16 protein-coding genes are annotated in these 19,287 nt (G+C 61.6%); 9 read left to right on the top strand and 7 right to left on the bottom strand.

The genetic code is table 11. From position 1 onward, the window contains the following. Nucleotides 1-356: 356 nt before the first annotated feature. Nucleotides 357-2,444 carry an LTA synthase family protein gene (locus HX824_RS30975; RefSeq protein WP_008433215.1) on the top strand — a complete coding sequence of 696 codons (2,088 nt, stop codon included), beginning with the start codon at nt 357-359 and terminating at the stop codon, nt 2,442-2,444. A gap of 60 nt (nt 2,445-2,504) precedes the next feature. On the opposite strand, the gene HX824_RS30970 is transcribed toward HX824_RS30975, so the two are convergent. Beyond that, nucleotides 2,505-2,657: a DUF3309 family protein gene (locus HX824_RS30970; RefSeq protein ID WP_003216767.1), complete on the bottom strand. Its 153-nt coding sequence runs from the start codon at nt 2,655-2,657 to the stop codon at nt 2,505-2,507. Nucleotides 2,658-2,986: 329 nt separating this feature from the next. Here HX824_RS30970 and HX824_RS30965 point away from each other — a divergent pair, with 329 nt between their 5' ends. Further along, a complete protein-coding gene (locus tag HX824_RS30965; RefSeq protein ID WP_177020683.1) occupies nt 2,987-3,808 on the top strand; it encodes an SDR family oxidoreductase in 822 nt (273 codons plus the stop codon). A 250-nt stretch (nt 3,809-4,058) separates the two neighbouring features. Continuing rightward, nucleotides 4,059-4,268, top strand: coding sequence for a carbon storage regulator CsrA (csrA, locus tag HX824_RS30960; RefSeq protein WP_003216762.1), 210 nt, complete (start codon nt 4,059-4,061; stop codon nt 4,266-4,268). Between the two features lie 3 nt (nt 4,269-4,271). Here the strand turns inward: csrA and HX824_RS30955 are convergent, their stop codons facing one another. The 5 genes from HX824_RS30955 to mnmC all read right to left on the bottom strand — a co-directional run bounded on the left by HX824_RS30955 (nt 4,272) and on the right by mnmC (nt 11,578). Next, complete coding sequence (locus HX824_RS30955) at nt 4,272-4,499, bottom strand: YheU family protein (RefSeq protein WP_003192759.1); 228 nt, start codon at nt 4,497-4,499, stop codon at nt 4,272-4,274. Between the two features lie 59 nt (nt 4,500-4,558). After that, nucleotides 4,559-5,743, bottom strand: a complete 1,185-nt coding sequence (locus HX824_RS30950; protein ID WP_003216760.1) for an osmoprotectant NAGGN system M42 family peptidase — start codon at nt 5,741-5,743, stop codon at nt 4,559-4,561. Nucleotides 5,744-5,913: 170 nt separating this feature from the next. Further along, on the bottom strand, nt 5,914-7,659 hold the full coding sequence (gene ngg / locus HX824_RS30945) for an N-acetylglutaminylglutamine synthetase (protein WP_177055966.1): 1,746 nt from the start codon (nt 7,657-7,659) through the stop codon (nt 5,914-5,916). Nucleotides 7,660-7,662: 3 nt separating this feature from the next. Then, the gene (locus HX824_RS30940; RefSeq protein ID WP_003216754.1) at nt 7,663-9,435 is read right to left on the bottom strand and encodes an N-acetylglutaminylglutamine amidotransferase; all 1,773 of its coding nucleotides are present in this window, start codon (nt 9,433-9,435) and stop codon (nt 7,663-7,665) included. A 154-nt stretch (nt 9,436-9,589) separates the two neighbouring features. Then, nucleotides 9,590-11,578, bottom strand: a complete 1,989-nt coding sequence (gene mnmC, locus HX824_RS30935; protein WP_177055964.1) for a bifunctional tRNA (5-methylaminomethyl-2-thiouridine)(34)-methyltransferase MnmD/FAD-dependent 5-carboxymethylaminomethyl-2-thiouridine(34) oxidoreductase MnmC — start codon at nt 11,576-11,578, stop codon at nt 9,590-9,592. A gap of 141 nt (nt 11,579-11,719) precedes the next feature. Here mnmC and pap point away from each other — a divergent pair, with 141 nt between their 5' ends. From pap to HX824_RS30920, 3 genes are all read left to right on the top strand, one after another. Beyond that, complete coding sequence (gene pap, locus HX824_RS30930) at nt 11,720-13,237, top strand: polyphosphate:AMP phosphotransferase (RefSeq protein WP_177009485.1); 1,518 nt, start codon at nt 11,720-11,722, stop codon at nt 13,235-13,237. A gap of 102 nt (nt 13,238-13,339) precedes the next feature. Next, nucleotides 13,340-14,524: a thiolase family protein gene (locus HX824_RS30925; protein ID WP_177055962.1), complete on the top strand. Its 1,185-nt coding sequence runs from the start codon at nt 13,340-13,342 to the stop codon at nt 14,522-14,524. 187 nt (nt 14,525-14,711) lie between these two features. Further along, complete coding sequence (locus HX824_RS30920; protein WP_003216745.1) at nt 14,712-15,668, top strand: DMT family transporter; 957 nt, start codon at nt 14,712-14,714, stop codon at nt 15,666-15,668. On the opposite strand, the gene HX824_RS30915 is transcribed toward HX824_RS30920, so the two are convergent. After that, nucleotides 15,665-17,053: a class II fumarate hydratase gene (locus HX824_RS30915; protein ID WP_003216744.1), complete on the bottom strand. Its 1,389-nt coding sequence runs from the start codon at nt 17,051-17,053 to the stop codon at nt 15,665-15,667. The two genes, HX824_RS30920 and HX824_RS30915, sit on opposite strands and share 4 nt — an antisense overlap. 193 nt (nt 17,054-17,246) lie before the next feature. Here HX824_RS30915 and HX824_RS30910 point away from each other — a divergent pair, with 193 nt between their 5' ends. The 3 genes from HX824_RS30910 (at nt 17,247) to HX824_RS30900 (ending at nt 19,284) form a co-directional block, all read left to right on the top strand. Next, nucleotides 17,247-17,765, top strand: a complete 519-nt coding sequence (locus HX824_RS30910; RefSeq protein WP_003216742.1) for a DUF2059 domain-containing protein — start codon at nt 17,247-17,249, stop codon at nt 17,763-17,765. A 6-nt stretch (nt 17,766-17,771) separates the two neighbouring features. Further along, a complete protein-coding gene (locus tag HX824_RS30905) occupies nt 17,772-18,065 on the top strand; it encodes a BolA family transcriptional regulator (RefSeq protein WP_003216739.1) in 294 nt (97 codons plus the stop codon). Between the two features lie 274 nt (nt 18,066-18,339). Further along, a complete protein-coding gene (locus HX824_RS30900; RefSeq protein ID WP_003216738.1) occupies nt 18,340-19,284 on the top strand; it encodes a rhodanese-related sulfurtransferase in 945 nt (314 codons plus the stop codon). The last annotated feature ends 3 nt before the right edge of the window (nt 19,285-19,287 follow it).

The following is a 19,287-nucleotide window of genomic DNA, read 5'->3' as shown; positions in this document are numbered from 1 at the left end:
AGCGGGCTTGCTCGCGAATACGGTGTAACAGTCACCTGATGTATCGACTGATTTACCGTATTCGCGAGCAAGCCCGCTCCCACATCTGTTTCCGTACGCCCGTTATTGTGTTTCGAGATATTCGCTGTACAAAATTTTCACATTCCATCCAAGACAATTCGCCGGCTATTTCCCCTGTCGAGTGCTCTAAAACGAGTGCCCACCTACTGCAGGAGTGAGTAATCAATGGCGTTGCCGGCGTTGATCGGGCACCATTTGCGCCATTGCGTTCACCGTCTACCCCAGCCTGCCTGGGCGAGGGCGGGGCGCCGCTGTATTCATTCGCAACTTAAACTTCCAATGGGTCCTAAAACGACATGGCAAACCCGGACGCCCTGAATCAGCAGCGAGCTTCTAATCGCTTGCTGCAACCGACCGTCAAATCCCATCTGGCGTACACGCTGCTTTGTGCCTTGATCATGATGGTGATGTTCTCCCTGCTGCGCCTGGCGCTGCTGGTCTACAACCGCGAGATGATCCTCGACACACCGGCCTCGACTTTCCTTGAAGCGTTCGCCAACGGCCTGCGCCTGGATATCCGCCTGGTGATGTACGTGCTGGTGCCGTTGCTGCTGGCGTTGTTCAGCGTACGGGCCATGGCGGCGCGCGGGTTCTTCCGCTTGTGGCTGACGGTCGCGTCCAGCATCGCGCTGTTCCTGGGCCTGATGGAAATGGACTTCTACCGCGAGTTCCACCAGCGCCTCAACGGCCTGGTCTTCCAGTACGTGAAGGAAGACCCGAAAACCGTGATGAGCATGCTCTGGTACGGTTTCCCGGTGGTGCGCTACCTGCTGGCCTGGGCCGTGGGTACGCTGATCCTGAGCATCGCCTTCAAAGGCGCCGACCGTGCAACGCGCCCACGCGGCCCGTTCAGCGGTGGCAGCATCGGCACTCGCCAGGTAGCGCCGTGGTACACGCGCATCGCGGTGTTCGTGGTCTGCCTGCTGGTCGCCGTGGTCGCCATCCGTGGCACCCTGCGCCAGGGCCCGCCACTGCGTTGGGGCGACGTGTACACCACCGACTCGAACTTCGCCAACCAGTTGGGCCTCAACGGTACCTTGTCGCTGATTGCGGCGGCGAAATCGCGCTTCTCCGAGGAGCGTTCGAACATCTGGAAAGCCACCCTGGAGCAGCCGCTGGCCACCCAGACCGTGCGCGACATGCTGGTATTGCCGACCGAGAAACTGGTCGACACCGACACCGCCGCAGTACGCCGTGACTTCACGCCGCCGGCCGAGAAGACCCTGCCGATCAAGAACGTCGTGGTTATCCTGATGGAAAGCTTCGCCGGTCACTCGGTGGGCGCCCTGGGCCGCCCGGGCAATATCACGCCGTACTTCGACAAACTGTCCAAGGAAGGCCTGCTGTTCGACCGCTTCTTCTCCAACGGCACCCACACCCACCAGGGTATGTTCGCCACCATGGCCTGCTTCCCGAACCTGCCGGGTTTCGAATACCTGATGCAGACCCCGGAAGGCAGCCACAAGCTGTCGGGCCTGCCGCAGTTGCTCAGCGCCCGCAAGTTTGACGACGTGTACGTCTACAACGGCGATTTCGCCTGGGACAACCAGTCGGGCTTCTTCAGCAACCAGGGCATGACCAACTTCATCGGGCGTAATGACTTCGTCAACCCGGTGTTCTCGGATCCAACCTGGGGCGTGTCCGACCAGGACATGTTCAGCCGTGGCCTGGAAGAGTTGAAGGCACGTGAAGGCGGCAAGCCGTTCTATGCGCTGCTGCAAACCCTGTCCAACCACACGCCGTACGCGTTGCCGACGCCATTGCCGGTCGAGAAGGTCACCGACCGTGGCAGCCTCAACGAGCATTTGACGGCCATGCGTTACTCCGACTGGGCCTTGGGCCAGTTCTTTGAAAAGGCCCGTAAGGAGCCGTACTTCAAGGAAACCCTGTTCGTGATCGTGGGCGACCACGGCTTCGGCAACGAGCAGCAGATCACCGAGATGGACCTGGGCCGCTTCAACGTGCCGATGCTGATGATCGCACCGGGCATGCAGGAGAAGTTCGGCGAGCGTGACCACACCGTGGGCACCCAGATCGACATCGTGCCGACCATCATGGGCCGTCTCGGCGGTGACACCCTGCACCAGTGCTGGGGCCGCGACCTGCTCAACCTGCCGGAAGGCGACAAGGGCTTTGGCGTGATCAAGCCGTCGGGCAGTGACCAGACCGTCGCCTTGCTCACCGGTGACCGCGTATTGGTACTGCCCAAGGAAATGCCGCCGAAGTTGTGGGAATACGAACTGGGCGCCAACCCGACCGGGAAAGTGATTCCAGAATCGCCGGACGAGGCTGCGTTGAAGCAGAAGCTCGAATCGTTCCTGCAGACCGCTACCAAGAGCCTGCTGGACAACACTGCCGGTGTAGTGGACGGCAAGCCGGACTAAACACCCGCGCATAAAAAAAGAGGCCTTTCAAGGCCTCTTTTTTTTGCACGCTGGAACGCGTTATATCTTGCCGAGCAACAACAGAATCAGCAGCACTACCAACACAGTACCGAGAATACCCGATGGCCCGTAACCCCAATTGCGTGAGTGAGGGAACACTGGAAGACCGCCGACCAGCAGGAGGATCAGAATAATGATAAGAATGAGGCTCATGTTTTGTTTTCCTTATTGTCTTCTGAAAAGACCTGTTATTTAACGAATAGGCCCGACAACTGATACGGACGCCTTAATAACTCCGACCCATGTGTTTGGCAGAAAATTCCGTGTTTTTTTAAAGCTTTTCGCTAACTTGCTTATTTCCTTTAACCCCGTTGCAAATAACTGTCCTTAGTTCAAATAAATGGAACTTGGCGGGTTTCCCGCTATCCGACCCGGCCCACGGTTTGCCTGGGGCATTCAGCAGTCTGATGGTGCGTGGGTGCGGGAAAAACCTTCGCTACACTGCGGCTCACTTCTTCCGTGAACCACAAGGCTACTTTCCTATGCAAAATCGCATGATGATCACCGGCGCCGGTTCTGGCCTGGGTCGCGAAATCGCTCTGCGCTGGGCCCGCGAGGGTTGGCAACTGGCCTTGTCGGACGTCAGCGAAGCGGGCCTGCAAGAAACCCTCAAGCTTGTACGCCAGGCCGGCGGTGACGGTTTCACCCAGCGCTGCGACGTGCGCGACTACAGCCAGCTCACCGCGTTCGCACAGGCGTGTGAGGAAAAGCTCGGTGGCATCGACGTGATCGTCAACAACGCCGGTGTCGCATCGGGCGGGTTCTTCAGCGAACTGTCCCTGGAAGACTGGGACTGGCAGATCGCGATCAACCTGATGGGCGTGGTCAAGGGCTGCAAAGCCTTCCTGCCGCTGCTGGAAAAGAGCAAGGGCCGCATCATCAACATCGCGTCCATGGCCGCCCTGATGCAGGGCCCGGCCATGAGCAACTACAACGTGGCCAAGGCCGGCGTGGTGGCGCTCTCGGAGAGCCTGCTGGTGGAACTCAAGCAACAGGAAGTCGGCGTGCATGTGGTGTGCCCATCCTTCTTCCAGACCAACCTGCTGGACTCGTTCCGCGGGCCGACGCCCGCGATGAAGGCCCAGGTGGGCAAGCTGCTGGAAAGCTCGCCGATTACCGCCGCACAGATCGCCGACTACATCTACCAGCAGGTGGCTGAAGGGCAATTCATGATCCTGCCCCACGAGCAGGGGCGCATGGCCTGGGCATTGAAACAGAAGAACCCGCAACTGCTGTATGACGAGATGACCGTGATGGCGGACAAGATGCGGGCGAAAGCTCAGTCGCAGGCGGTAAAAGGTTGAATTTCAGGTGAGCACCTGACGTGGCGAGGGAGCAAGCTCCCTCGCCACAGCAAGCTCTCTAGCCACAGAGAGCGCCTGCAAATTTGAACATATCGTTTGGTTCTTGGGTGTAATTCGAGATTATTCACTGCCTGTCTGTAGGGTAATTTACCCTGATGTGTAAGGCATGCCTGTTTAACCTGAAGGCCATTGATGGTGCCAGGCAGGGAGCGCATGGTCGGGGTTCGGTAACTTAAAAAGGACGAACCCCATGCTGGTATTAAGCCGCGCGGTAGGTGAAATAATTTCGGTGGGTGACCAGATCACCTTGCGCATTCTGGAAGTGAACGGCACCCAAGTGAAGCTGGGTGTGGAAGCGCCGGTGGGGGTCAATGTGCACCGGGCGGAGGTCTATCAGAAGATCCTCAGCCGCCACGAGCAGCAGGCCAACACCCATCCAGTGCCTGTGCCCAATCCTTGAGTCTCAGTCGAACAGGTGCTTGGGCACATCGTGCTTGAGCATCAACTGGCACTGCTCGCTCTCGGGGTCGAAAACAATCAGCGCCTGGCCCTTGGTCAGCGCTTGGCGTACCCGCAGCACCCGGGTTTCCAGGGGTGTGTCGTCACCATTGTCGGTGCCGTCGCGGGTCACGAAGTCTTCGATGAGGCGTGTCAGGGTGTCGACTTCAAGTGCATCGTAGGGAATCAGCATACAAGCCTCGGCTAGGGAATCCCGGCGATGCTACTGCGCCGGGATCCGAGTTGCCAGTCTCAGGTTTTTTGGCCCACCAGGCTGTCCACCGACGGCACGCGGGTATCACTCTCCATCTGTGTGTCGTGTTCGATCTGGTGACTGAACCGGTCGAGGGAGCCTTTGGCCGGTTGTGCATCGCTGGCGAACACTGGCGGGCTGAGGATGTACGCGCCCAGCAGGCGACTCAGCGCGGCGAGGCTGTCGATGTGCGTGCGCTCATAACCATGGGTGGCATCGCAACCGAATGCCAGCAGCGCGGTGCGAATGTCGTGGCCGGCGGTCACCGCCGAATGCGCGTCGCTGAAGTAGTAGCGAAACAGGTCGCGACGCACCGGTAGCTCATTTTCCGCCGCCAGGCGCAGCAGGTGGCGGGACAGGTGATAGTCATACGGCCCGCCGGAATCCTGCATCGCCACACTCACCGCGTGCTCGCTGGAGTGCTGCTCGTGGGCCACCGGCGCAATGTCGATGCCGACGAACTCACTCACATCCCACGGCAATGCCGCCGCCGCACCACTGCCGGTTTCTTCGGTGATGGTGAACAGCGGATGGCAGTCGATCAGCAGCGGCTGGCCGCTGTCGACAATCGCCTTGAGCGCTGCCAGCAGCGCGGCAACCCCGGCTTTATCGTCCAGGTGGCGGGCGCTGATGTGGCCGCTCTCGGTGAACTCCGGCAGCGGGTCGAAGGCGACGAAATCGCCGACGCTGATACCCAGGGAGTCACAGTCGGCGCGGGTGGCGCAGTAGGCATCCAGGCGCAGTTCGATGTGGTCCCAACTGATGGGCATTTCATCCACGGCCGTATTGAACGCGTGACCGGAGGCCATCAACGGCAGCACGCTGCCACGGATCACGCCGTTATCGGTGAACAGGCTGACGCGGCTGCCTTCGGCAAAACGGCTGGACCAGCAGCCGACCGGCGCGAGGGTCAGGCGGCCATTGTCCTTGATCGCCCGCACGGCGGCGCCGATGGTGTCCAGGTGCGCGGAAACGGCGCGGTCGGGGCTGTTTTTCTGGCCCTTGAGGGTGGCGCGGATGGTGCCGCGCCGGGTCATTTCAAAGGGAATGCCCAGTTCCTCAAGGCGCTCGGCAACGTAGCGCACGATGGTGTCGGTAAACCCGGTGGGGCTGGGAATGGCGAGCATTTCCAGCAGCACTTTTTGCAGGTAAGCGAGATCCGGTTCGGGGATGGTTCGGGTCATGGAAACTCCTGATGAGTTGAGGGCATCGATGGTTTCGATGAAAGGGGCGCCTCAGAGATTGTGTTGGCTGTACCGGCGTCTTCGCGAGCAAGCCCGCTCCCACATTTGGAATGCATTCCCCTGTGGGAGCGGGCTTGCTCGCGAAAGCGCCAGTCAAGGCAACACCTTTCTCAAGCCGTCGGTTGGCTATGCGGGAACAACAGGTCCACGAACTTTTCAGCCGTCGGCTGCGGTTCATGGTTGGCCAGCCCGGCCCGTTCGTTGGCTTCGATAAACACGTAGTCCGGTTGGTCGGCGGCCGGCACCATCAGGTCCAGGCCCACCATGGGAATGTCGAGGGCACGGGCGGCGCGCACGGCGGCGTCCACCAGGGTCGGGTGGAGGATGGCGGTGACGTCTTCCAGGCAACCGCCGGTGTGCAGGTTGGCGGTACGCCGCACCGCCAGGCGTTCGCCACGGGGCAGGATGCTGTTGTAGTCGTAGCCGGCCGCCTGCAGGGTGCGTTGGGTTTCATGGTCCAGGGGGATTTTGCTTTCGCCATCGGTGGCGGCCTGGCGTCGGCGGCTCTGGGCTTCGATCAACGCGCCAATGGAATGCTGGCCATCGCCGGTGACTTCCGCCGGGCGGCGAATGGCGGCGGCGACCACTTCGAAACCGATCACCAGAATCCGCAGGTCGAGGCCTTCGTGGAAGCTTTCCAGCAGTACACGGGTGTCGAATTGGCGGGCCGCCTCAATGGCTTTTTGCACGTCTTCAATGGTCTGCAAATCCACCGCCACACCCTGGCCTTGTTCGCCATCCAGCGGCTTGACCACAATACGCTGGTGCTCGTCGAGAAACTCCAGGTTGTCGTCGGCACTGCCGGCCAACTGCTGCTCCGGCAGCTTCAAGCCTGCAGCCTTGAGTGCCTTGTGGGTCAGGCTCTTGTCCTGGCACAAAGTCATGCTGATGGCGCTGGTCAGGTCGCTGAGGGATTCGCGGCAGCGCACCCGGCGGCCACCGTGGCTCAGGGTGAACAAGCCGGCATCGGCATCGTCCACCTGCACGTCGATCCCGCGCCGATGGGCTTCCTCGACAATGATTCGCGCATAGGGATTGAACTCCGCCTGTGGGCCAGGGCCGAGGAACAGCGGCTGGTTGATCCCGTTCTTGCGCTTGATGGCGAAGGTGGTCAGCGCGCGAAAGCCAAGCTTGGCGTAGAGACTTTTTGCCTGGCGGTTGTCGTGCAGCACCGACAGGTCGAGGTAGCTCAGGCCACGGCTCATGAAGTGTTCGATCAAGTGGCGCACCAGCACTTCACCCACCCCGGGACGGGTACATTGCGGGTCGACCGCCAGGCACCAGAGGCTGCAGCCGTTCTCCGGGTCGTTGAAGGCCTTCTGGTGGTTCAGGCCCATCACGCTGCCAATCACCGCGCCGCTGTCTTCGTCCTCGGCCAGCCAATACACCGGGCCGCCTTGATGGCGTGGCGTGAGCAGCGCCGGGTCCACCGGCAACATGCCGCGCCCCTGGTACAGCTGGTTCACCGCCTGCCAGTCCGCCTCGGTTTGTACCCGGCGAATCCGGAACCCGCGAAACACCCGGGTTGCCGGGCGATAGTCGGTGAACCACAGGCGCAGGGTATCGGACGGGTCGAGAAACAACTGCTGGGGATCAATCCCGAGGATCTGCTGCGGCGCCGCCACATACAGCGCGATATCCCGCTCGCCGGGCTGCTCGTTGAGCAACTCCAGGGCCAGGCTCGCCGGGTCCGGGAAGGTGTGGCCGATCAACAGCCGGCCCCAACCGCAATGCACGGCAATCGGCGTGGGGTCCAGTTCGCTGCCGTCTTCGGCGAAGCGGGCTTGCAGGCGCTCGTAGGAGGGCGCCTGGCCTCGCAGCAAGCGTTGGCTGTAAGCCGTGGCATGAGGTTTCATGAATCAGATTCCTTGTTCGCTGAGCCACAGGTTCAGCGCCGCCAGTTGCCACAGCTTGGAGCCGCGCAACGGGGTCAGTTGGCCTTGGGGATCGGTGAGCAGGCGGTCGAGCATGGCCGGGTTGAACAGGCCGCGGTCCTGGCTTGGGTCCAGCAGCAGCTCACGCACCCAGTTCAAGGTGTCACCCTGCAAATGCTTGAGGCCGGGCACCGGGAAGTAGCCTTTCTTGCGGTCGATCACCTCGCTCGGGATCACCCGGCGCGCCGCTTCCTTGAGCACTTGTTTGCCGCCGTCCGGCAGTTTGAATTTGCCCGGCACGCGGGCCGACAGTTCTACCAGGCGATAGTCGAGAAACGGCGTGCGCGCTTCCAGGCCCCAGGCCATGGTCATGTTGTCGACGCGCTTGACCGGGTCATCCACCAGCATCACGGTGCTGTCCAGGCGCAGGGCTTTGTCCACCGCCGCATCGGCGCCGGGCTGGGCGAAATGCTCGCGCACGAAGTCACCGGCGGCGTCATTCGCGGTCAACCATTTCGGCGCGACGGTAGCGGCATAGTCGTCGTAGCTGCGGTCGAAAAATGCGTCGCGGTAGGCCGCGTACGGATCGCTTGCGCCATCCACCTGCGGGTACCAGTGGTAACCGGCGAACAATTCATCGGCGCCCTGGCCGCTTTGCACCACCTTGCAATGCTTGGCCACTTCCCGGGACAGCAGGTAGAAGGCAATGCAGTCATGGCTGACCATCGGCTCGCTCATGGCACGGAACGCCGCCGGCAATTGCTCGATGATTTCGCTTTCGGCGATACGCAGTTGGTGGTGACGGGTGCCGTAATGCTTGGCGATCAAGTCCGAATACTGGAATTCGTCGCCGCGCTCGCCGCCAGCGTCTTCAAAACCGATGGAGAAGGTCGACAGGTCCTGCACGCCGACTTCCCGCAACAGGCCCACCAGCATGCTGGAATCGACACCGCCGGAAAGCAGCACGCCCACATCCACCGCCGCCCGCTGACGAATCGCCACGGCTTCGCGGGTGCTGTCGAGCACGCGGTCGGTCCAGTCTTCCAGGGTCAGGTTGGCTTCATCGGCATGAGGGCCGTAGGGCAGGGTCCACCAGGTTTTCTGTTCAGTCTTGCCGTCGGCGTCGATGCGCATCCACGACGCGGGCGGCAGTTTTTCAATGCCCGCCAGCAAGGTGCGCGGCGCCGGCACCACGGCGTGGAAATTCAGGTAGTGATTGAGGGCCACCGGATCGAGGATCGGGTTGATATCGCCACCCTTGAGCAGCGCCGGCAAGGCCGAAGCAAAACGCAGGCGCTGGCCGGTGCGCGACAGGTACAGCGGCTTCACGCCGAGGCGGTCACGGGCGATAAACAGGCGCTGGGCATCGCGCTCCCAGATGGCGAAGGCGAACATCCCGTTGAGCTTGGGCAGCAGGGCTTCGCCCCAGGCGTGGTAGCCCTTGAGCAACACTTCGGTGTCGCCACCGGAATAGAAGGCGTAGCCCAGGGCTTCCAGCTCTTCACGCAATTCCGGGAAGTTATAGATCGCGCCGTTGAACGCCAGGGACAGGCCCAGTTGGGCGTCGACCATCGGTTGGGCAGAGCCGTCCGACAGGTCCATGATTTTCAGGCGTCGATGGCCCAGGGCAATCGGCCCCTGGGCATGAAAGCCCCACGCGTCAGGACCGCGTGGCGCCAAGTGATGGGTGATTCGTTCCACCGCTGCCAGGTCGGCAGGTTGGTGATCGAAACGTAACTCTCCAGCTAATCCGCACATAAATTCCTTACCGGTTTTTCCGTTGGGGAGGGATAGAAATGCAGCCCGCCAAAACGGCGGGTACCCAGAGACTGACCCGGGTAAATTGTGGGAGTTTTAGAACAATACGTTATAAGGCAAAGAGCCTTGACGGGTTGCGAGCCCGCCATGGCCCTCAGGATTTGCCTGGGTTACCGCGGATCAGGGCACGCAGCGCGAACCGATTGGGGTGACAGGCTTCGCTGACACTGCGCGGCAGCGGCAGGGGCTCATTGTCGAGCCAGGCGGCCAGCAGCTCTGCACAGAGTGGCGCGGTGACCAGCCCCCGTGAGCCATGGCCACTGTTGATATACACGCCGTGCAACCACGGGCACGGCGCATCAGGGACCTGCCGGGCGTCTTTGCCGAGGGCGGCGTAGGTGTGATCAAACGCCTCTCGCTGCGCCAGCGGCCCGACGATCGGCAGGTAGTCCGGGCTGGTGCAACGGAAGGCGGCGCGGCCTTCAAGCTGTTCGGGTGCCAGGCTGTCGGCGCCCAGGCGTTGCAGCAAATCGAGGGAGATTTCCCGCAGCATCTGCAGATTGCCCGCGTGCTCGGCCACCGTGGGCGTAAGGTCATCGCTCTTGAAGTCGAAACTGGCACCGAGGGTGTGCTCGCCCAGGCGTGGCGGGGCGACGTAGCCCTCGGCGCACACCACTGTGGCCAACGCCTGGCTTTGCGCCGTTTGCGGCAGGCGAGTGATTTGCCCGCGGATGCGCTTGAGGGGCAAGTCAGCGCTGAAGGAAAACCGCTTGATCTCGGCGGCGCCGGCCAGCACGACCACACTGGCTTGAGCCAGAACCGTATCGCCCTGCAACGCCTGCCACTGACTGTCGACCTGCTTGAGCTCAAGGGCGTCGTGGTGCTGGAGCACTTCGATCAGCGGGTGCCTGGCTTGCCATTCGCACAGCGCCGGCGGGTGAACCCAGCCGCCTTCGGGGAAGAACAAGCCGCCGTGCTCCAGCGTTATCCCGGCGCGCGCCTGTGCCTGCTCTTTATCCAGCAGGTGCAACAGGTCCGGGGCAAAAGCGCCGGCCAGTTGTGCCTGGCGCTCGGCTTCCTTGGCGTTGAAGGCCAGTTGCAGCACGCCGCAGCCATCCCAGTCCACGCCACGTTGCAGGTGTTCCAGCAGGCGCCGGGTGTGGCCGAAACCGCTGAGAATCAACTGCGAAAGTGCCGTGCCATGGGCGGAAAGCTTGAGGTACAACACCCCTTGCGGGTTGCCGGAGGCTTCCTGCGCGAGCGCTGCGTGGCGTTCCAGCAAACTGACGCGCCAGCCGCGTGCCGCCAGGCTGGCCGCCGTGGCGCAACCGGCCAGGCCACCACCGATGACCAGTGCATGGCGTTCACCGGAAACCGCAGGTGGGCGCGCAAACCAGGGTTTTGCCGCGGCAGGCGCAGGCGTTTCAGCGGGCCAGCCGAGAAACTCACCCCGCAGGATTTCCCACTTGTGGCCGATGCCGGGGGTGCGCTTCATCTTGAACCCGGCGGCGTTGATCAACCGCCGTACCCAGCCGGTGCTGGTAAAGGTGCTGATGGTCGAGCCCGGCGCCGCCAGCCGCGCCAGTTCGGCGAACAGCTCGGCAGTCCACATGTCGGGGTTCTTGGCCGGGGCGAAACCGTCGAGGAACCAGGCGTCGACTTGCGCGTCCAGTTGCGGCAATTGCTCCAGGGCGTCGCCGATCAGCAACGTCAGGGTGACTCGACCGTTATCCAGTACCAGCCGCTGGAAGCCTTGGTGAATCGCGATGTATTGCGCCAACAGTTGCTCGGCGAACGGTGCCAGTTCCGGCCAGAGGGCGAGGGCGCGCTGCAGGTCGGCGTGGCTCAGCGGGTACTTTTCCACGCTGACAAAATGCAGGCGCGCACCCGCCTCCGCGTGTTGATCAAACAACTGCCAGGCGCACAAAAAATTCAGGCCGGTGCCGAAGCCCGTCTCACCAATCACCAAGCGCCCGCCCACCGGCAGCGCCGCAAAACGTTCCTGCAGACGGTTCTGTTCGAGGAACACGTAGCGGGTTTCGTCAAGGCCCGACTTGTCGGAGAAGTACACGTCATCGAAGACCCGCGAGTGCGGGCGACCTTGGTCATCCCAGTCAAGCTGGGCGTGGGATACGGGGTTCATGAGCGGCTCGGCAAAGGCAAGGCGGCCATTCTAGCTGATCAACAGGGTTGTCATTGATCCATGGCAAGCCGCTGCGGAATTTCCTGCCACGTGTTGTTGCCCAATCCGCTAGTCTTGATCACTTCTGGAACGGAGCCGCCCATGTTCGAATCTGCCGAAATCGGTCACGCCATCGACAAAGACACCTACGACGCCGAAGTGCCGGCCCTGCGTGAAGCCTTGCTGGAAGTGCAGTACGAACTGCAACAGCAGAAGCGCTTCCCGGTGATCATCCTGATCAATGGCATCGAAGGCGCGGGCAAGGGTGAAACCGTCAAATTGCTGAATGAATGGATGGACCCGCGCCTGATCGAGGTGCGCACCTTCGACCAGCAGACCGACGAAGAACTGGCCCGCCCACCGGCCTGGCGCTACTGGCGCCAGCTTCCGGCGAAAGGCCGCATGGGGATCTTTTTTGGTAACTGGTACAGCCAGATGCTGCAGAGTCGCGTCCATGGCGAGATCAAGGACGCGCGGCTGGATCAGGCCATCGCCGGGGCCGAGCGCCTGGAAAAGATGCTGTGTGATGAAGGTGCGCTGATCTTCAAGTTCTGGTTCCACCTCTCCAAGAAGCAAATGAAATCCCGGCTCAAAGCCTTGCAGGACGACCCGCTGCACAGCTGGCGCATCAGCCCGCTGGACTGGCAGCAGTCCAAGACCTACGACAAGTTTGTGCATTTTGGTGAGCGGATCCTGCGCCGCACCAGTCGTGACTATGCGCCTTGGTATGTGATCGAGGGTGTCGATGCGCACTACCGCGGGCTGACCGTCGGCAAGATCCTGCTCGAAGGCCTGCAAAACGCCTTGAAAGTGCCCAAGGGTAAAGCCAGCGGCATGAACCCGGCGCCGCTGCCATCGGCGGTTGACCAGATGAGCCTGCTGAACAGCCTGGACATGAGCCTGAGCCTTGAAAAGGACGATTACGAAGAACAACTGATTACCGAGCAGGCACGGTTCTCCGGGCTGATGCGCGACAAACGCATGCGCAAGCACGCGTTGGTGACGGTGTTTGAAGGCAACGACGCGGCGGGCAAGGGTGGGGCCATCCGGCGTGTGGCGGCAGCCCTCGATCCCCGGCAGTACCACATCGTGCCGATTGCCGCGCCCAGTGAAGACGAGCGCGCCCAGCCTTACCTGTGGCGTTTCTGGCAGAAGATTCCGGCGCGGGGCATGTTCACCGTGTTCGACCGCTCCTGGTATGGCCGGGTGTTGGTGGAACGCATCGAAGGCTTCTGCACGCCGACGGACTGGATGCGCGCCTACGGCGAGATCAACGACTTCGAAGAGCAACTGCGCGACGCCGGGGTGATCGTGGTCAAGTTCTGGCTGGCGATCGACAAGCAGACGCAGCTGGAGCGGTTCCAGGCCCGCGAGGAAATTCCGTTCAAACGCTTCAAGATCACCGAGGACGACTGGCGTAACCGCGAGAAGTGGGACGACTACCGGGCGGCGGTGGGCGACATGGTAGACCGCACCAGCACCGAGATTGCGCCGTGGACGCTGGTTGAAGCCAACGACAAGCGCTGGGCGCGGGTGAAGGTACTGCGCACCATCAACCGGGCGCTGGAGGAAGCGTTCGACAAGACCGACAAGCATGACAAGAAGGACAAGAAGAAGTAACGCCATGCTTTTGCATACGCGGGGTGAATGATTGTCGCGGTTGAAGAGGGCGGGATCTATGCTCGATCCATCTCTCAACAACCACAACAATTGAGGTAGCCCATGCGTGAAGTAGTGATCGTCGACAGCGTGCGAACCGGCCTGGCCAAGTCCTTTCGCGGCAAGTTCAACCAGACCCGTCCCGATGACATGGCTGCCCATTGCGTGAACGCGTTGCTGACCCGCAACGGCATCGACCCGGCCACGGTCGAGGACTGCATCGTCGGCGCCGGTTCCAACGAAGGTGCCCAGGGCTACAACATCGGCCGCAATGTGGCGGTGTTGTCGCAACTGGGTACCGGTACGGCGGGCATGACCCTCAACCGTTTCTGTTCCTCGGGGTTGCAGGCGATTGCGATCGCCGCCAACCAGATTGCTTCCGGTTGCAGCGAGATCATTGTCGCCGGTGGGGTCGAGTCCATCAGCCTGACCATGAAGAGCGTCAACACCGATAACCTGATCAATCCGTTGCTCAAGGAGCAGGTGCCGGGCATTTACTTTCCCATGGGGCAGACGGCGGAAATCGTTGCGCGGCGGTATCACGTCAGTCGTGAAGAGCAGGATCTGTATGCGCTGCAAAGCCAGCAGCGTACGGCTCAGGCCCAGGCTGACGGGTTGTTCGATGATGAAATCGTGCCGATGGCGGTGAAGTACAAGGTTGAGGACAAGAACACTGGCGCGGTGCAGGTGTTGGAGGGGGTGGTGGATCGGGATGATTGCAATCGTCCGGATACGACGTTGGCCAGTCTTGCGGGATTGAAGCCGGTGTTTGCGGAGGATGGGTCGGTGACGGCGGGGAATTCGTCGCAGTTGTCTGATGGGGCTTCCATGACACTGGTGATGAGCCTGGAAAAAGCGCTGGAACTGGGGCTTAAGCCCAAGGCGTTTTTTCGCGGGTTTACGGTGGCGGGGTGTGAGCCGGATGAGATGGGGATCGGGCCGGTGTTTTCGGTGCCCAAGTTGCTCAAGGCCCGTGGGCTGGCAGTGGCGGATATTGATTTGTGGGAGTTGAATGAGGCGTTTGCCTCGCAGTGCCTTTATGCGCGTAATCGGCTGGAAATTGATAACGCCAATTACAACGTCAACGGCGGGTCGATTTCCATCGGGCATCCGTTTGGGATGACGGGGTCGCGGCAGGTGGGGCATCTGGTGCGTGAGTTGCAGCGGCGCAAGTTGCGTTACGGCATTGTCACTATGTGTGTGGGCGGCGGCATGGGGGCCACCGGCTTGTTCGAAGCCGTACGCTGACTCAGTGTGGGAGTGGCGGTGCGACGATTCGACTTGCTCGCGAATGCGGCGGGGCAGTCGATGAAAATGTTGGCTGATAGACCGCCTTCGCGAGCAAGCCCGCTCCCACATTTGATCAGCACCGTATCCCAATCCGTTCACATCCCCCTAGAATGCACCTCCTCCACCTCAGGCATTCGGGGCACTCATGCACATCTCATCGGGCCGTTGGGTCTACGGTTTATCCCTGGCCCTGCTGACCGCGCTGCTCTGGGGCATTCTGCCGATCAAACTCAAACAGGTCTTGCAGGTGATGGACCCCGTCACCGTCACCTGGTTTCGCCTGGTCGTCTCCGGCAGTTGTCTGTTTATCTATCTCGCCGCCGTAAGGCGCCTGCCCAGCTGGCGTTCCCTCGGACCAAAAGGTGGCTGGCTGGTAGCAATCGCCGTGTGCGGCCTGATGGGCAACTACGTGCTCTACCTGGTCGGCCTCAAACTGCTGAGCCCCGGCACCGCGCAACTGGTGGTACAGGTGGGCCCGATCTTCCTGATGATCGCCAGCGTCTTCGTGTTCAAGGAACGCTTCAGCCTCGGGCAGGGCATGGGCCTGCTGGTGCTGATCATCGGCTTCGGCCTGTTCTTCAACCAGCGCCTGACCGAGTTGTTGACCTCCCTGGGCAGCTACACCGCCGGGGTGCTGACGATTCTCCTGGCCACCACCATCTGGACCTTCTACGCCCTGGGCCAGAAGCAGTTGCTGACGGTATGGAATTCGTTGCAGGTGATGATGGTGATCTACCTGTCCTGCGCGCTCTTGCTGACGCCATGGGCGCACCCGATGGAAGCGCTGCAACTGAGCCCGCTGCAAGGCTGGCTGCTGCTGGCCTGCTGTTTCAATACGCTGATTGCCTACGGCGCATTCGCTGAAGCCCTGGCCCACTGGGAAGCCTCGCGGGTCAGCGCCACCCTGGCGCTGACGCCATTGGTGACCTTCGTCGCGGTAGCGCTGGCCGCCTGGATGTGGCCCGAGTATGTGCACGCCGAAGACATCAATGCCCTCGGCTACGGCGGTGCCGTGTTGGTGGTGCTGGGGTCTGCGACCGTGGCGTTGGCGCCGTCGCTGTTCGCCGGGCTCAGGGCCCGGCGTGCACGATTGGCGTCTTAATGACCAGCTTCCAGCATGTTTTCCGGACGCACCCACTGGTCGAACTCTTCGTCCGTGAGATAGCCCAGCTTCAGCGCTGCTTCCCGTAGGGTCAGCCCTTCGGCATAGGCCTTCTTGGCAATCTCGGCGGACTTGTCGTAGCCGATGTGCGGGTTCAGCGCAGTCACCAGCATCAGGCCACGCTCCAGGTGCGCGGCCATTTGCTCGGCGTCGGGTTCCAGGCCGGCGATGCAGTGCTCCTGGAAGTTGCTGCAACCGTCGGCCAGCAGGCGGATCGATTCCAGCAGGTTGTGGATGATCACCGGCTTGTACACGTTCAACTGCAAGTGGCCCTGGCTGGCGGCGAAGCCAATGGTCACGTCATTGCCCAGCACCTGGCAGGCCAGCATCGACAGCGCTTCGCACTGGGTCGGGTTGACCTTGCCGGGCATGATCGAGCTGCCCGGTTCATTCGCCGGCAACTTGACTTCCGCCAGCCCGGCACGCGGGCCGGAGCCCAGCAGGCGCAGGTCGTTGGCGATTTTCATCAGGGCCACGGCCAGGGTCTTCAAGGCGCCGTGCAGGGTGGTCAACGGCTCATGGCCCGACAGCGCGGCGAATTTGTTCGGTGCGGTGACAAACGGCAGGCCCGACAGCGCGGCCAATTCCGAGGCAATCGCCTCGCCAAAACCGTGGGGTGAATTGAGCCCGGTGCCGACGGCAGTACCACCCTGGGCCAGTTCACACACGGCGGGCAGGGCGCTGCGGATCGCGCGTTCGGCGTAGTCGAGTTGCGCTATAAAGGCCGAGACTTCCTGGCCGAAGGTGATGGGCGTCGCATCCATCATGTGGGTGCGGCCGGTTTTCACCAGCTTCATGTGGCGCGCCGACAACTCTGCCAAACCACCAGACAGTTCACGGATCGCCGGCAATAGCTTCTCGGTGACGGCCTGCACGGCGGCGATGCTCATGGCGGTGGGGAAGCAGTCGTTGGAGCTCTGGGAACGGTTGACGTGGTCGTTGGGATGCACCGGGCTCTTGCCGCCACGGGGCTTGCCCGCCAGCTCGTTGGCACGGCCGGCGATCACTTCGTTGGCGTTCATGTTGCTCTGGGTGCCGCTGCCGGTCTGCCACACCACCAGGGGAAACTGGTCGTCGTGTTCGCCGGCGAGCACTTCGTCTGCGGCCTGTTCGATCAACCGGGCAATGTCGGCGGGCAGGTCGCCATTGCGGTCGTTGACCCGGGCCGCAGCCTTCTTGATCAGGGCCAGGGCGTGCAACACAGCCAGGGGCATGCGCTGGTCGCCGATGGCGAAGTTCACCAGCGAGCGTTGGGTCTGCGCGCCCCAGTAAGCGTCATCCGGGACTTGCACTTCTCCCAGGCTGTCGGTTTCGATACGGCTCATCGGGCACACTCCTTCAGGTTCGTTTGCGCAGTTTAGGCCCTGATCGCCCGGTGGGGTTCCCTTAAAAGACTTTTCATCGGATTAAGCCCCGCAAAACCAGGCCCCACAAGGCGTGGGGTTGAGCCGCGGCGTTTTTTAGGCGCAGAATGGGCGCCCTTGGGGTCTTACCTCGCCTGCTAGAAAAGGAAACTCGATGACTCGTCTTCGTGCCATCTGTACCGCGGTTGCTCTGGTATGTGCCAGCGGCCAGGTTTTTGCCGATACCGCCAGCCACAACGCCAGTGCCGAAGCCTTCCTTACCCTGGCCCATGCCGACAAGCTGGGTACCCCGGTGTACATGCAAGTGCAACAAATGTTCGCCCAGCGTTTCGAGCAGACCAAGGCGCCTGCTTCCAAGCAAACCGTCCTGGACACCTACCAGGCCAAGGCCAACACCGCCCTGGACCAGGCCATCGGGTGGAACAAGCTCAAGCCGGACATGATCAAGCTCTACACCGACAACTTCAGCGAATCCGAGCTCAAGGACCTGGTTGCGTTCTACCAGTCGCCACTGGGCAAGAAAGTCCTGGAGAAAATGCCCCAGCTGACCCAGCAATCGGCCCAGATGACCCAGGCCAAGCTGGAAAGCGCGGTACCTGTGGTGAACAAGCTGCTGGAAGACATGACCAACGAGCTGACGCCAAAAGCCCCGGCCCCGGCCAAGAAGAAGTAAACAGGAATGACCATGCAACAGCGTATCGAATCGGCACTCGTCGCCCTGAGCCCGGAACACTTGAGCGTGCTGGATGAAAGCCATATGCACAGCCGTGGGTTGCAGACCCACTTCAAGGCCGTGCTGGTCAGCCAGCAGTTCGAGGGCCTCAACCGCGTCAAGCGCCACCAGAAGGTCTATGCCACGTTGGGTGACCTGATGAGCGAATTCCATGCGTTGGCGCTGCATACCTACACGCCTGAAGAATGGGCGAAAATCGACGCAGCCCCGGCCTCGCCGACCTGCGCCGGCGGTCACTGACACTGTGGCACATCAGCGTGATGTGGCGAGGGAGCTTGCTCCCGCTGGGCTGCGCAGCAGCCCTTCTGCCAATCACCGCGAGCTTTCTGAAAGGTTGCAACTGCCTGGTTGGGGCCGCTCCGCAGCCCAGCGGGAGCAAGCTCCCTCGCCACAGTAAGAGGCGGTCCATAATCGTCGCCATTTTTGTTAGAATCCGCAACGCGCCGCTCAGTCGGCGCGTTTTTTTTGCATCCGGTTCACCCTTTACGAGGGTAGCCACCTGGAGAGAACACCCATGACTCAACCGATTGTCGTGGCGGCACTGTATAAGTTCGTCACCCTCGAAGATTACGTCGCCCTGCGCGAGCCACTGCTGCAGGCGATGGTCGACAACGGCATCAAAGGCACCTTGCTGATTGCCGAAGAAGGCATCAACGGCACCGTTTCCGGCAGCCGCGAAGGCATTGATGGCTTGATGGCCTGGCTCAAGAACGACCCGCGCATGGACGACATCGACCACAAAGAGTCGTACTGCGACGAGCAGCCGTTCTACCGCACCAAGGTCAAGCTCAAGAAAGAAATCGTGACCCTGGGCGTCGAAGGCGTCGACCCGAACAAGAAAGTCGGCACCTACGTCGAGCCGCAGGACTGGAATGCGCTGATCAGCGACCCTGAAGTGCTGCTGATCGATACCCGCAACGACTACGAAGTGTCCATCGGCACCTTTGAAGGCGCGATCGACCCGAAGACCACCAGCTTCCGCGAATTTCCCGACTACATCAAAGCCAACTTCGACCCGGCCAAACACAAGAAAGTCGCCATGTTCTGCACCGGCGGCATTCGTTGTGAGAAAGCCTCGAGCTATATGCTCAGCGAGGGTTTCGACGAGGTGTATCACCTCAAGGGCGGCATCCTGAAGTACCTCGAAGAGGTGCCGCAGGAAGAAACCAAGTGGCAGGGCGACTGCTTTGTGTTCGACAATCGCGTGACCGTGCGCCACGACTTGAGCGAAGGCGACTACGATCAATGTCATGCCTGCCGCACACCGGTCAGCGTCGAGGACCGTGCATCCGAACACTATGTAGCTGGCATCAGTTGCCCGCATTGCTGGGATAAGCTTTCAGAGAAGACCCGTCGCAGCGCGATCGACCGGCAAAAGCAGATTGAGCTGGCCAAGGCCCGCAATATGCCGCACCCGATTGGCTACAACTACAAGCAATCCCCATCCTCCGAGGCCTGAGCC

The sequence above is a fragment of the Pseudomonas sp. D4002 genome, assembly GCF_013385665.1.
In the GTDB taxonomy this organism is placed as follows: domain Bacteria; phylum Pseudomonadota; class Gammaproteobacteria; order Pseudomonadales; family Pseudomonadaceae; genus Aquipseudomonas.
This window is presented reverse-complemented; position numbering and strand designations above follow the sequence as displayed.